This is a genomic window from Lacrimispora sp. 210928-DFI.3.58 (assembly GCF_020554865.1).
Taxonomy (GTDB): domain Bacteria; phylum Bacillota; class Clostridia; order Lachnospirales; family Lachnospiraceae; genus Enterocloster.
In genome coordinates this window covers 63,602-78,756 of sequence record NZ_JAJCIC010000023.1, presented here as the reverse complement: position 1 = coordinate 78,756, position 15,155 = coordinate 63,602, and the positions used below count along the sequence as shown (strand labels likewise).

Annotated in this window: 10 protein-coding genes; 9 read left to right on the top strand and 1 reads right to left on the bottom strand. The window is 44.7% G+C overall.

Going from position 1 to position 15,155, the window contains the following annotated elements:
• Window positions 1-524: 524 nt before the first annotated feature.
• From LIZ87_RS14510 to LIZ87_RS14470, 9 genes are all read left to right on the top strand, one after another.
• Window positions 525-926, top strand: coding sequence for a nucleotidyltransferase family protein (locus LIZ87_RS14510; RefSeq protein WP_227148078.1), 402 nt, complete (start codon window positions 525-527; stop codon window positions 924-926).
• Between the two features lie 417 nt (window positions 927-1,343).
• On the top strand, window positions 1,344-2,288 hold the full coding sequence (locus tag LIZ87_RS14505) for a transglutaminase domain-containing protein (protein ID WP_227148084.1): 945 nt from the start codon (window positions 1,344-1,346) through the stop codon (window positions 2,286-2,288).
• 272 nt (window positions 2,289-2,560) lie between these two features.
• A complete protein-coding gene (locus LIZ87_RS14500) occupies window positions 2,561-2,701 on the top strand; it encodes a hypothetical protein (RefSeq protein ID WP_227148076.1) in 141 nt (46 codons plus the stop codon).
• A 3-nt stretch (window positions 2,702-2,704) separates the two neighbouring features.
• Window positions 2,705-2,932, top strand: a complete 228-nt coding sequence (locus LIZ87_RS14495; protein WP_227148074.1) for a hypothetical protein — start codon at window positions 2,705-2,707, stop codon at window positions 2,930-2,932.
• A gap of 59 nt (window positions 2,933-2,991) precedes the next feature.
• Window positions 2,992-3,564 carry a signal peptidase I gene (locus tag LIZ87_RS14490; RefSeq protein WP_227148072.1) on the top strand — a complete coding sequence of 191 codons (573 nt, stop codon included), beginning with the start codon at window positions 2,992-2,994 and terminating at the stop codon, window positions 3,562-3,564.
• A 67-nt stretch (window positions 3,565-3,631) separates the two neighbouring features.
• Window positions 3,632-4,396 (top strand): TasA family protein, encoded by a 765-nt coding sequence (locus LIZ87_RS14485; RefSeq protein WP_227148070.1) that lies wholly within the window; start codon window positions 3,632-3,634, stop codon window positions 4,394-4,396.
• An 81-nt stretch (window positions 4,397-4,477) separates the two neighbouring features.
• Window positions 4,478-5,761: a hypothetical protein gene (locus tag LIZ87_RS14480; RefSeq protein ID WP_227148068.1), complete on the top strand. Its 1,284-nt coding sequence runs from the start codon at window positions 4,478-4,480 to the stop codon at window positions 5,759-5,761.
• Window positions 5,754-6,356: a BsaA family SipW-dependent biofilm matrix protein gene (locus tag LIZ87_RS14475; protein WP_227148066.1), complete on the top strand. Its 603-nt coding sequence runs from the start codon at window positions 5,754-5,756 to the stop codon at window positions 6,354-6,356. The genes LIZ87_RS14480 and LIZ87_RS14475 overlap by 8 nt, the downstream gene beginning before the upstream one ends.
• 3 nt (window positions 6,357-6,359) lie before the next feature.
• Window positions 6,360-14,219 carry a SpaA isopeptide-forming pilin-related protein gene (locus LIZ87_RS14470; protein WP_227148064.1) on the top strand — a complete coding sequence of 2,620 codons (7,860 nt, stop codon included), beginning with the start codon at window positions 6,360-6,362 and terminating at the stop codon, window positions 14,217-14,219.
• A gap of 148 nt (window positions 14,220-14,367) precedes the next feature.
• Here LIZ87_RS14470 and LIZ87_RS14465 read toward each other — a convergent pair whose 3' ends face one another.
• Window positions 14,368-15,015, bottom strand: coding sequence for a hypothetical protein (locus tag LIZ87_RS14465; RefSeq protein WP_227148062.1), 648 nt, complete (start codon window positions 15,013-15,015; stop codon window positions 14,368-14,370).
• Between the last annotated feature and the right edge of the window lie 140 nt (window positions 15,016-15,155).

Here is a 15,155-nt window from a genome sequence, read left to right as displayed (position 1 = left end):
TAGACCATGTCTATTTTTATGAAATTGAATTTGCGAAACTAATTATACGTTATCATCCTGTAAGCTCTATATTATAATGTTTCGTATAACAGAAGGAAACTTTTTGGCAGGCTTGATATTTCAAAGGATACAGATTTATATAAAGTATTTAATTATATGAAAAGAATATAAAATCTGAGTAGGTAAACCGGATGCCAAAATATCCAAAAAACCATCAAGATGTTGAGTATTACGCTCCTGGACGTAAACGCCGAGTAGCAGGCTCCACCATAGCTACGAATGCTTTTCTAGTACTTATCCACAAAGAGAATCCAGAAGCGACCATTGCAGAACTACGGTGTATTATTTCAGATCGTGCGCGTTTTCTTTATAATCCAGACGCAACAGAAGTGTTGGACGCTTATATAAAAGCAGGGTATGGGGACTACATTCCGAATTGGAGGTAAGGGCGTTGGATATTGAGAAGAAATGTATAGGAAGGAGGATGCAGAGATTTGTGCATATGATCCAGCTGGTCAAATGCAATGACTGCGAAGTTTTTAATGAAAATAAGTAAAAAGAAAAAAAATAGAAACGATTCTGTATTAGTAAAACGAAGCGAACAGTCAATTCAATATGCAATGAATCAAATTCAGTCTTCTAACATTAGTCCATACGTGAAACGGCTTATTTTGTATGGTAGTTGTGCACGAAAAACCCAATCATATCAAAGCGATGTTGATTTATTACTGGAACTAGATGCCAACGTAGATACAGAAAAATATCATAATGATATTATGCAATTAAGAGGTTGCGTCAGTCCTAAAAATTTAGACGATCCAGAAGTAGATTTGAAAATTGTTATTGGAAAAGGCTGGGAACAACAAAAAATGTTATATTTTGATAATATCAAAAGGGAAGGAGTTGAATTATGGGCGCAGGAATAACAGGTTTTTGTCCAGTTCCAATTACATCGTGAACAAGAGTCTGATTTATGACTTAGGTGGTCATTCTAATTACATTGGAAACAGGATATAACTGTGAACCTCTCTATCCGAGAATTGATGGAGGGGTCCCTTTTTAAGTGAGAGTTTTTTATTTATCTAAAGTACTGCCTGATTGCCAGTTTGGTGGTTGAGCAGTACTTTTTCTATGTAGTGGTACGAATGTTAGCTCAAGCATTAAGAGTTTGTTGAAATCCACAATAATCTCAAGATGTCGAAAATCTCCATAACCACATTCTCTACAAGTACACCGCGTCAGTAGAAATACTGGCGCTTTTCTATGTCCAAATCTAAAAAAACCCAAAAAACCTTATCCGCAAATTTTTATCCGTGAAAAATCTTTCCATAATTATTTTGAAGATGAAAAGTAGAGGAGAGATTTTCGTTATGAGAAAAACAACAATCGCTTTTTTAATAATATTTTTATCCATGATGATGTCGTTTTCGGCCTTCGCAGATGATACAGACAGGCAGCAGACAACTTCGCCCGTTATTGAATGCGGACATAGCAGGAAACAACCGGAAAGTGTTGAGACAGGACCGGAAAATCCCGCAATAGAAGAAGCAAATAGAATGTTGGAAGATCTGTATGCCAATGAAACTGATCAGGAGATCAAAAACATGGCCATTGACGCATCTATGACATCCATATTCGGAATAACAAGGGATGTCGGCACACAACTTAAATCCAACCACGGCACCTTATTTACTATAGGAAGATACAGCCAGAATCCAGACTACTTTAAGAACAGTACATACATGGTCATCAGCAAGGATATGAGCTATGGCTTGACCACCAATGACCTTATTGTGGTAACCAGCAATTCTGACGAAGGTAATTTCGAGAAACTGCAGTTGGTATATTCCGCTGCACAGGAGTTAAAGCAGATTACAACCGACATGTGTGATCAGGATAAGGCAGCATATATCCATGATTATATCTGTGACAGATTGGATTATGATAATGCTTTTGGCGACAGAAACCTTGCCGAAGCATTCTGTGATGGACTGGGCGTATGCAACGATTATGTAGGACTGTTCTACTTATTTGGCACATATTGTGGCTTGAATGTGGAAAATGAGCTGGGGTATGTGAGCGAACCCGTTCAGGCATATCATGCGTGGAATAAGGTAGAGATCGATGGAGAATGGAAGGCGCTGGATGTGACATGGGATGATACCACAGGAACGAAAGATTATTTCCTGCTGAATGAGAATGCTTTTGAGACAAGCAGGGTATTATTCGCCGGAAATTTTAATGAAGTGAAGGAGCAGGTGGCTGCAGTGTGTGCGCCAAACAGATGATTTTCCGGGATTCCAAAAGTTTTTTTACAAAAAAACCAAAAAACACGAACCCCTTACCATAATTGTTTTGGAACGAAATGAGACGGCTTTTTCGCTCTGGCGGATACGCTTTGTTTCAAGAACATCAAAGGTGTTCATGTTCCTCCAACCTTTCTTTTTTTCGGACCGGCTGTTGGCAGGGCTGATGGCCGGTTCACAATAAAAGATGGAGACGAAAGAGGAAGAGTTTCATATCCGATACAATGAAGTGATCTAATAGGAGAAAAACGAAAATGAGAGAAGTCGAACAATTGCAAACAATTTTCATTTGCTGCGTAGTGATAGGAATTGTATTTTTAGGGATTGGCTTGTATCAACTGCATAAAGCAGAAACCGCATTTGGTGAATTGGAACACTCACTAAATGGGATGTGAGCTGTGGTATTTGCATTCATGTTGTTTGTGATCGCGGCGTTGGTTCATTTAAACAAGGTAAGTATGGAAACGCGCATTCACGAAATTGAAAAGATAGAAGCAACACTGGAAACTGGGAACCTGTATTATAACGGAAAGCAAATCTTAGCAGACGATATGACACCGGAACAAATATATTCAGACTTTTCCTATGCTATTACAGAGGATGGCGTGCATGTTTATGCGAGATAAAATTGCAGAGTCTGATGATCCAGTACAGGATGCTGTATAGACAGAGAGGAATATTTTTTATGAAAAGATTGATTCGTATTTACAGTTCGGTTGTAACAGGGCTGACGATCTTGGTGATTTTGATGGCATCCGTCTTTTATGTTCCCAGGCTTGTTGGGATCAAGCCTTATGTCGTTCTCAGCGGGTCAATGGAACCAGCGATTCCTACCGGCTCCGTTGCATTTGTTGATACCCGCGATACGGACGTTTCCGTGGGGGACATTGTTACATATAATCTTCCATCCGTAAATGGTGGGGAGACATTGGTTACCCACCGGATCATTCGGGAAGAGGATGGAAACTGGATCACAAAAGGCGATGCCAATGATGTGGAGGATTTAAGCCCGGTATCGCAGGAGCAGATTGTAGGATGCTACCGCTTTTTGATCCCTATGGCCGGGTATCTGATCGCACAATTAAATAAGAAGATTCTCATGGTGATTGTCTTCTGGATATTCCTGTTGAATGGAATATCTCTGGCAGTCAGTTTCCTGTTTGAAGAAGATGAGGAAAATAAGACCACAAAAGAGAAAGTCACGGAAGAGTCCGGAGAAACTGAATCAGGCAGCAAGTCCAAAACGGACATAAAATAAAAAACAACAAAAGGAAGGAGAGCAGGATATTGCTTCTATTGCTGCAGATATCCTGCAAGAAAGCATTATGCGTAAGAGCAAGAAGGCTTTGGCAACTGTAGCGGCGTGTGCTCTGGTGGGCGCGATGGCAGTCGGGGGTACGTTCGCGTATCTGACCGATAATGAGGGTGCGGTGAATACGTTCACTGTAGGCAAGGTGCAGGTGGACCTGACTGAGCCGAATTATCCCGGAAATGATTCCGAGGATGTAAAGGATCTGGTTCCGAATGAGGAAGTGGCGAAGGATCCGAAGGTTACCAACACCGGCGTCAATGATGCACTGATCTTCATGACGGTGGAGGTTCCAGTCAAGGATGTAACGGTAGTGGCCGCGGACGGCACCAAGGGTACTAAGTCCCCGACCGAGCTGTTCTGGTTTAAGGATGCGGACGATACCCAGGGCACCTTTGCCAATAACTTCAATACCACAGACTGGATGCAGCTGACCGAGAAGGAAACCCACGGCACGGCCGATGGTGATACCACTACCTATGTATTTGCATACCGTAACGCAGTTGCAGCGGACGCAGAGACAACGCCCCTGTTTGACAAGGTGCAGCTGAAGAACATCATTGAGAATGAAGTAACTCCGGGCGCAGCTCAGGATATCAAGGTGAAAACTTATGCGATTCAGGCATCCGAGGTGCTGGAGGGCAATGCAGACCTGACCGATGGTTTGACCGAAGCAAACCTGAATAAGATCTACGACATTTATCTGAAACAGGTTGGCAGCGCAGACGCGAAGGACGCAGCAACCAACAACAAGCTGGATCTGGGCGGCAGCGAGCTGTAACTCAAACAAACGTAAGCCTTTACGGACAGGGAGGGGAAAATCCCTTCCCTTTTTCCGTACAGCAGTAGGAAGGAGAAGCTAATGAGACGAAAAATCTGTTTACTTGCAGCGCTCCTGTCGCTTCTGGTTTCCGGGACGGCCTCAGCGGCGATGCCCTATGAAACAGAAGTCATTAATAACGTAGGAATCGGTGATATTTCGATCAGTCTGGAGGAGTTTGAACTGGACGAAGATGAAAATGAGATTCCTTACGAGAATGACAAGGTGGTGCTTCCCGGACAGAAGGTAGACAAGATCGTGCGCATCACGAATGAAGCGAACACGGCATGGATCCGGGCAAAACTGGAGTATACTTCCGATGATGGAATCCGGGGACTCTCCGATCATATGGTGACGCTGGATTCCGATGAGTGGATCAAGGCTGGAGATTATTATTACTATCTGGAACCGGTGGAAAAGGACAGTTTCATTGATTTTGTAAAAGAGGTCCGTATCCCGACAGAATGGGATGAAAGTTATGCAGATAAGTCATTTTCCATTATCGTAACGGCGGACGCCGTGCAGACGGATAACTTTACGCCGAATTTCACCAGCGAAGATCCATGGTTCGGAACCGTGATAGAAACCTGTGTACATACCGTTTACAGTCCGGTACAGGCAGGGGAGACGGTATTTTCCGTGGCATTTGAAGGAGGGGCAGAAGGGCTGGTAAGAACCGGGGATGATTTCTTTTCCAACTGGGGAGAGCTGATGCCTGGGGATACGGTTTCCGATACCGTGCAGATCAAAAATTCCTACAGCCGGCCGGTGACGATTTATTTCCGGACAGAAACGATTGCGGACGATATGCTGCTGAAAGCGCTGCAGCTTGAGATAAAAAACGGAGATGAGGTTATTTATTCCGGCACCATGGACGGAGCCATCACGGATAAGGTGACGCTGGCTTATTTAAAATCCGGCGGGGAGAAAAAACTTACCTACACGCTTTCTGTGCCGGCAGAGCTGAATAACCAGTACGCGTTATCCAGCACGAAAACGAAATGGATTTTCTCGGCCCAGTTAAAGAGTTCTGGTGGCGGAGGCGGCGGTGGCGGCAGCACATCCGGCGGGTATTCCGATTCCGGTGACAACTCCGGCGGTCCCGGCGTAACGGACAACCAGAATCACACAGACAATAGCCAGAATGACCTGCCGGGTCCGATTGAAGATGTGATTAAACAGATCACGGACATTGTTCAGATCATCCCAAAGCTGGGCGACAACAACATGGCCTTATACGCATTTATCGTTATGATCGTATCTGGAACCGGAGTGATCGTTTTATGGAAAAAAAGTAAAGGGAAGAGGAAGGAGCGCCATGAATAAGGAAATGAAAAGAAACCTGGCTGCGGTTCTGGCCGTGGCGGTTATTGGAATCGGCGGGACGTATGCATATTTTACCTATATGCAGTCGCTGAAAAACTCCTTCACCATTGGAACCAATACCATAACGGTCACGGAGGATTTTGAACCGCCGAAGGATATGGAACCTGGGGAAAATGTATTCAAGAAGAAGGTACAGGTCGAGAATACAGGGACGGTTCCCTGCTTTGTTCGGGTATTTATGGATTTCTCGGATTCCAGCATTGCGGACATTTCTCGGATTTCACCGGATGGGACGGATTACTATGCCGCGGCGGAATATGCGGAACATCTGCCGGACGGCTGGGTGTATATTTCGGAAGAAGAGGATGACAGTCTCGGTGGTTATTATTACTACACGGAGATCGTGGAGCCGGGAAAACAGACGGAACCGCTTCTTGAGAAAGTCAAGACCCATTTTGACACGGCGGACCAGATCATAGACTATGACATTATCGTATACTCCGAATCCGTGCAGGCGCTGGATAAGGACGGTGCGGAATTTGAAGGAAATGACGCATACCGGACTGCCTGGACAGAATTCGTGGAAAGGAGATAAGGGATGTTAAGAAAGATGAGTGAAAAGGCGAGAAGGTTTCTGGCATTGGTGCTGTCTGTCGCAATGCTGCTTACCAGCACGCAGGTTCCGGCTTTTGCAGAGACGCAGTATTATGATTATCTGGACGGCTGGAAGGTACAGTGCGCATGGTCCAACCTGACTACGGATTATGAGTGGAATGCAGTAAGTCCGGAAACCAGACAGCCGAAAATTGTGACGACTTACCGGATTGAAAATGCGGATAGAGATTATCCGGCGGGTAGCATCAGTTTTGCCATTCCGGGCATTGGAAACGCTAACCGGGCCAGCATTATAAAGGCATCGGAACTGGCAGCGGATCAGGTGGATTCCGAGTGGAATTATGTATGGGATCAGGATTCGGATACCTACACATTTACGAATAAATTTGAGGTCAAGCAGGGGCAGTCCGTGAGCGGAGGCTTTGAGATGCTCTGGACCCTCAGCGCAAGATCATGTACGGACGGCTATTCTCAAGAGAGAAGCCCGCAGTTTTCTGTGGATGGTTCCGGCAGCATCCAGATGGAACCGTTGTCCTATGCGTTCACATCTGAGAGAGACCGCTACCGGATCAGCATGTACAGGGATAAATTGAGCCTTTCCGAATACGAGAACGCGGATTCGGATTATATCTGGTATGACATCGAGACCAGATTTGATAAGGACTGGAAGGCCCGCGGTCTGTACCGGTCGGATTATTATGTGACCGTGGAAATCCCGGATGGGAAGGATTATGCGGATGTACAGGTCAAATACGGCGGCAAGGCAGTAGAACTGGAGCAGGATGAGGACGGTAACTGGGGATTCTATCCGTTCAAGGAGCGTTCCGGCGATCTTGGAAGTCAGGGATCTACCTATTATAATAGCTTTACGATTGGTTTAAAAAAGGAGACGTTGAAGGATGACATGGTAACAATTCATGGGCATTTGGACCGTTTGTATCATGATGAATCCGACTGGATCACCGAGGCAGGCGAGAACGAGAAGGTAGATGATGAACTGCAGTTTACGGTGGATGACTATGCGTTTACTTATTCCGGCTATATTTACAGCCATTATAAAGGCGGACAGTACAGCAGCTCCAGCCCGTATAATGGAAGGCTGAATGCGGTTAATATTTATAATGGTAAGATTGTACAGTTTTCATTGAGCGGAAGTGCGAACCGCAGGTATGCGTCATCCGCAGCACGAGCAAAGGCTCGGTCACGGATGGCAGCAGTGTCGGCAACAGCATCAGATGCAGCGGCCGGGACTGCTTTACTTAATACGGACGATAAAGCCGGTTCCGGTACAGGGAATGAAGAAAAATCTAATCCAGATGAGAAAATTCCGGAAGGAATTGAAGACTGGAATGACATCCATTGGATGGAAAACGGTCTTTTGAATGAAGATGTGGAAATGGAAGGAACTACGTATGGCGAAATTTATACGGATCAGACGGCAACGGCTTCAGAAGCCTATGAGGATGAAGACGGAGAACTGACCGTTCCGGACATTATTATCAACGGTATTTCAAAACTGTTTTCTCTTCATACATGGGAGGATGCGTTTACACTTACTTCTTATGCGGCGGAGGAGACGGCAACACCTTCAGAGTCCGATAATGCTAGTATCAGTACAACATCGCTGAATAACCCGACAAAACCGGGCGGCAATACCAGCGGTATGTCGCAGGTCGGAGAGAACCAGGAGTATTCTCTGGTACTTGGCGATGACAAGCTGGCGGTTTTCTTAAACGACGGCTCTATCCGGAATCTGGAAGATGAAGAATATGATATTGCGTATGTCACCATTCCATCGGACAGCAAGAAATACGATTACGAGGTTTACGGGGCATCCACGCAGGATATCCATTTCGATGATTATGTCCTTTTAGGCACAGGAAATACGGAGACAAAGCAGACCATCCAGTTCCCGGATGGCGTGAAAGCTGTTTTTGTCCGCATAAACGGCATTGTTGGAAGTTATAGTTATTCCGTTTATGTCGGTGTACGTCTGCACCTTGACTGGGCAGCGGAACAGGAGAAAGAAGAGGCGGAGCGCCCGGATCATGAGAACCGCCTGGTGAACTTTTCGTATCTCCGCGCTCTTTATGTTGATGACGAAGGATATGAAGTAAATGACTGTGCTTTGACAAGGGATAACTACAGCGGTTCTTACGGTGATGTCCTGGCAGACAGGGATCTGGACACTTACGAAGAACAGATGATGCGTGATTATTCCAATGTATGGCTGAGAAGTGCCGTGACAAACCTGCAGGCAGGCATCAATCTGACATCGTTTTCTGGAAGCGGAAAGGCTGGGTTTACGTCCAGTATCCAGGCATCCGGAAGCATTAAAGCGGATAATGACGGCCCGTTGGAGCGGTTTTCTCTTTATGCGGTAATACCGGAAGGGCTGCAGGTGGATCTGGATAATTATGACGTGATGATCGGCGGCTCGGGAACCAAACAGAGCGGCGGTTCGGCTGGAGATTTTACCGATCATGTGACCATCTATACTACAACGTATAATGGAAAAACAGCCATTGTGGCGGATTTTGATTTTTCAGACAGTCCGCTGGAAATTTCAAATACGACAACTGTAAACATGAGCTTTCCTGTATCGCTCAGCTATTCCGATTATATCGGGCTTGGAAACCGGTATACGGCAAACGCTTACCTGATGGTACATGATGACGGTATTGATAAAGTGAGTGGATCTGCCATCATGACCGACCAGTATGACATTGATGGCGACGGCATGATCACGGAAAAAGTGGCTTATGCAAATGATACGGAAACCGTTTTGGATTCAGCAACGGAATGGCGGGAATATGTTTCTAAGTATATTAAGAGCGCATACTCCGGCGGTTATGTGACAGACACGGTAACAAGGCTTTACCAGGAATCCGATACCGAGGAAGAAAAGAAGAAATCCGATTACAGCTACCGGCTGGACTTCGGCCTTGGTTCCAGCAATGCAAAAAATATCGTATTCTTTGACCATATCGAGCAGGGAGCAAGCATTTCTGTAAATGGAGATAATGAAGGGGAGTATACCGATATCGCAAGCGCCTGGCAGGGAACTTTCGTATCTGTGGATACCAGCCATGCTGAGGCGATGAAGCTGGTGCCGACTGTATATTATTCCAAGGATGCAGAACAGGCATTTGACCTTTCGGCGGGCGGATGGAGTACGGATATTCCGGAGAACCCCGCAGAAGTAAAATCGATTGCCGTAGCTCTTGATACCAGCAGCATGGAAGACGGGCTGATGAAAACCCGCCAGATGACTTATGTGGTAGTGAATATGCAGGCCCCGGCCGACCGAAGCCTGATCGGGCAGAAAGCGGTCAATCAGTATGAAGTGCAGTATGACGCCTATGGATTAACCAATCAGTTTGAGAAAACCTATACGCTGCCTTCTTCCGAAACCTACGTTAAACTCCTTGATACGGTAGGAAAGATCATCCTGCAAAAGGTGGATGCGGATCATGTCACAAAGACGGACGAGGACGGAACCATTCATTATGCTTCCCTTACCGGGGCAAAATTCCAGGTGTATGACAGCACTGGAATGGCACTGTTTGAGGAACCGAAGGCATTAAACTCCATGGGGCGCATTGTGTTGAAAAACGTGCCGTATGGAACCTATTACTGGGAAGAGATTGAGGCACCTGCCGGATACCAGAAGGTCGAGGGGCGGCATACGTTTGAGATTGATGGAGTAACAGAGATCCTGAATCTTGAAAATTACCGGATCCGCGGTGAAGTGACGCTCACAAAGCAGGATGCGGATGAGGCATCTTACGGGCCGCTGTCCGGTGCTGTTTATGAACTTTACAAGAGCAATGGAGAGCAGATTTTTACAGATGCCGACTACGCATATATGGAATCCGGAACGAACGGTACCTTTGAGACTGACGCGAATGGAGTATTGACAGTAACGAATCTTCCATGGGGAGACTATTATTTCCAGGAGATCCAGGCACCGGAAGGATATGAGTTAAATGGCAGTGCGGTCAATTTCAGCATTGGAAAAAGCCAGTATGATAAGGAAACGGACAGCATTACAGTTTCTGTAGATGCTTATGATTATGAAACGACATCTTCGATCCGTCTGACAAAAACCGATGTGGAGAGCGGACGTCCGGTCAGGGATGCTGTTTATAGTCTGTACCGGGAGAAAAAAGGAAATGAGACGGAAGACCAGCTTATTTCTTCCGGAAACAAGACCAATGCCGCAGGTGAGATTGAGATTTCCGGGTTAAAATACGGAACTTACTATTTCGTAGAAACCAGGAATCCGGGCGGATATTTGATGCCGGATGAAACTGCGGCTAGAACGGAAAGCGTGACACTGGATTCTTCTACAATGGGAGAAATCATCAAAGTAACGCATACAAATGAGAGGAAAGACGGGGACGTCAATCTGGTCAAGAGCGATGATGCCGGGCAGATGGTAGGCGGCGCTGAGTATGAATTGTGGTATCGGGCAGATACTGTTGATTCAGACGCAGACTATTCCTTGATTGGAACCTATACAACGGATTCTGACCGGAACAGTGAGACTTATGGAGAAATTTCTGTGGAAGGGCTCAAATGGGGCGATTACTATTTTGTAGAAACCAAGGCACCTTTAGGGTATGAGGTCTCCGATGAGCATATCGAATTTACGGTTGATAAATACAGTGTCCAGAACACGATTTATCTGGAGACGGTGGATAACAGACAAAAGGGCAGCGTGAAGCTCGTCAAGGTGGATAAAGCAGACCACAACATTACTCTGGCAGGTGCGGAATATGAACTGTACCGGACGGATGGTACGAAATGCGTGCTGGGAGAGGATTATGAGCTTCCGGAGGGAATGACAACGATCACTACGGGAGCAGATGGTTCGGTTGTAATTTCCGGCATTGAGCAGGGCGGCTATTATCTGACAGAGACAAAAGCACCGGATTCTTACAGTTTAAGTACGGAATATATCCGGTTCTCCATTACAAAAGAAAACTCCGGTGTTGTACAGGAACTGGTGGCAGAAGATGAAAAAGGAAAAGCCGTTATTACTATTAATAAGCAGATCAACGAGGTTTATGATCCGTTTGGAAATCCGACCTTTATTTTCAAGATAACCGGAGACGGAAAGACTTATACAAAAGCAATTACGCTGTCTGCGGGAGAATTGGAAGGAAAAGTGTCCTTTACGGTTGATCAGGGAAATACCTATATGATTACGGAGCAGGAAGTATCCCGGTATGTATTGGAAAAGATTGAGCCGGTAACCAATGTGACCGTGGATGGAGAAGCTGCAGCAGCGGATCTTGTTACCAATACAGAGGCAGAAGTGACCTTCGTAAACCGGATGGAGCAGTATGAGAAATTCAGCCATACCGGCAATGCAACGAATATCGTAAAAGCAAAAGCGAAACTGACTGGAATCAGTGTGGAATATACAGGTCCTGAAACAATTACGGAAGATCTGGAAGGCTATGACGGTGAAGAAGAAGTTTACACATTCCCGAAATCGGATCTGATCGTGACAGCGTTTTATGATGATGGCACATCGGCGGTTGTTCCGGCTAGTGACTATGTTTTGAATCCAGGTACTGCAGACGGTTCTTCCGACAGTTACACGGGAACCGTAACCTATGTAGAGGATGGAGTAACCAGAACGGATACGTTCCAGGCGGAGATTGCGCTTCCAGAACCGACACCGAGATATCAGGTGACGTTTGAGTTGAACGGCGGAATGATCGTCCCAGACGGCGGAAACAGTGCTCAGGATATGCTGTCTGTTCAGGTGAAAGCTGGAAGGGAAGTAAACAGTCCGGTTAATGAACCGACGAAGGACGGATATATCTTTAAGGGCTGGTATACGGATTCTGCGTTGACGACAGAAGCAGTATTTCCTGTTATCATTACAAAAGCAACCACGTTCTATGCGATGTGGGAGCAGGATGCGGTTCAGGTGAAATATGCTGTGTCTATTTACGGAATCCAGCAGGATACGGATGAAGAAGGAAATAGGGTAGGTTTGACCTTTGGACCAGCTACGGGAGAGTCCTATGTGAATACCTATAAGAGTCATACGCCATCGGCAGGTCAGATGTGTATGCATGATATGACCTGGGATGAGATCATTGCTCAGAGTGCTAAGGATCCTTCGGTGTTCCGGGAGTGTTTGAAAAACGGATGTACACATGCCGTAGAGCTTACGATTACCGGGAAGCTGGCAGAAGGGGCAACTTCTTATCCGGATATGACGGGAGATGGGGCTGGAGTGCTTCACGCTCCGATTGCATCTGATTATTTGAAATGGAATCGTGAGAAATCTACATACTTTAGCAGTGGAAATGAGTATACTTACGGAACCAACAAAGGTGGCTGGCCAGATTCGGCAATTCGAAATACTTTGAATGGTGTTGTAACTGATAATATGCTTGAGATTACCAACAAGGATAATGGTTTTGAAGAAGCTAAGTTGGATGAAAGCTCAGCATTGATTAGTTGTTTCCCATCAGAACTCAAGGCAGCTATCGTACCCAAAGCAGTACAGTCTGATACGGTATATAATGATGTATCTGGCAATAATGTGACTACTTATGATAAACTGTGGTTATTCTCTGGTAAAGAAATTTTTGATGATTCAGGCTCAAACAATAGAGCAATACGTGCCAATGAAGGTTCAGTTTATGAACGGATTACAGCACAGGGAATTACTGTATCAAATTATGCGAAGAATATGGGATATTCTGAATCAAATTACTCGTGTGATTATTGGTTACGCTCATCTTATTACGACTTTGCCTTCGACGCGTACTGCGTGTATCGTTCAGGGACTGTGTATAATAATCACGTTAACTACAAAAAAGGTCTGGCACTGGGCTTCTGTCTCCCAGGTCCAAAACCCGATGTAAAATACGCCGTATCACTCTACGGCATTGAACACGATACATACAGTGAGGACGGCGGAATCACAACAGGTACGGCAGGACTGACATTCGGTCCGGCAACGGGTGCTTCTTATGTGAATTCCTATGTCGAACATGAGCCGACTGGAACGACCGCAAAAGGAAATGCTCACAGATGTATTCATAAAGATAGTTGGACTACGATTGCATACTGGAGCAAAACAGATCCGTATGTGTACGAGCAGTGCTACGGAGATGAGGATACACCAAGTTGTACGAAAGCGGTGCCATTGTATTTGAACAGTAAACTGAAAGGTACATCCTATCCGAATATGAGTGGAGATGGGGCTGGAATATTATATAATTCTATTGCCACAACTTACCGTAGAATGAATGGTACATCAAGCAGTTATACGTATGCACCACGTGGAGGAAAGGGTGGTTGGCCAACAAGTAAAATACGAGCTACGTTAAACGGCAAGGATGATTTAACAAATACAACACAAAACTATGCAGGAGAAAATGCGTTGGAAGAAAGAGAATCTTTGTATAGCTGTTTCCCATCAGAACTCAAGGAAGCTATCGTACCGAAAGCAGTGCAGTCTGATACGGTATATAATGATGTATCTGGCAATAATGTGATTACCTATGATAAACTGTGGTTGTTCTCTGGTAGAGAAACCTTTGGTGATTCGGGTTCAAACGATAGTACAATACGTGCAAACGAAGGCTCGGTTTATGAACGGATTACTGCACAGGGAATTACTACATCAAATTATGCGAAGAACGCAGGATATTATGAATCAGATTCCTCATTTTATCGCTGGCTACGTTCACCTTGTTCTGGCAATGCCTACAGCGTATGCAATGCAAACGGTTCGGTCGATTGGAACGGCTACGCTTTCGGTAAAATCGGTCTGGCGCCGGGCTTTAGTCTTAAAGGTAGCGAATAATTTAGTGGAGCGTGGCACATAGTTCTATTTGAAAAATTGACAACAGATGATATCAGCATGATAGGAAGGAATATAAGGGGCGAAGAAATAATCTTCGCCTCTAATTCTGCATTTCTCCATCAAAATACTATTTTTCAATTTTCAAGGTTTAGTCTAACTTGAAACAGCGTTCCTGATTCCCAAGGTATAACGGTGTTTCTTTAATGCAATTTGCCATAAATTCCAGATCAACCATAATACATACAATATCCATAAATTTTTCGTCATCAGAGTACTCATCGTATTCATCAGCAAAGTGGATATCCAGCCATGCCTGAATCTCATCAGCGTAATCTAAAAGTTCCGATACAATTTGTTCGTCATCCAATTCTACAAGAAGTTCTTTTTTAGCTAATGGGATAGCTGGAGCCAGAATGAAATTATTTGGCATCTGTTTCTTGCTTTCCATAGCTTTTATCATACAGTTATTCCAGATGGATATTTTCTTTTCAATACTGGCTGCTGATATTTGTAAATCAATCTTGCTGTAAAATGCAGAGCAATGGAGAAGAACATCCAGTGGCAATCCTGTGTCGGCTGAGGCAGTTTTCAATATTGAACGCTTATAGTTATTGCTATTGCAACGGACTTTAGCAGCCAATTCATGGACATAGGAGTTATATCTAAGTGTATTTTCTACGATTTGCAATAGATATACAAATTTCGCAGAAAGAATGGTGGATGCCATTACATATTCGCGGTAGGGACAGGAGATATCAAACAGTTCTTCTGGTAGATGGTTATTGCTTTTAGCCATATGTATTTTCCTTTCTGCGGTTTTAGTAAAATAGTTTCAAAATAGAGTTATCTATAAACATAGTATACTATACGATATACATGAAATCAAGCAAAAAATACTAATAAATAGTTAATTTTAAACATTTTGTTTGACCATTT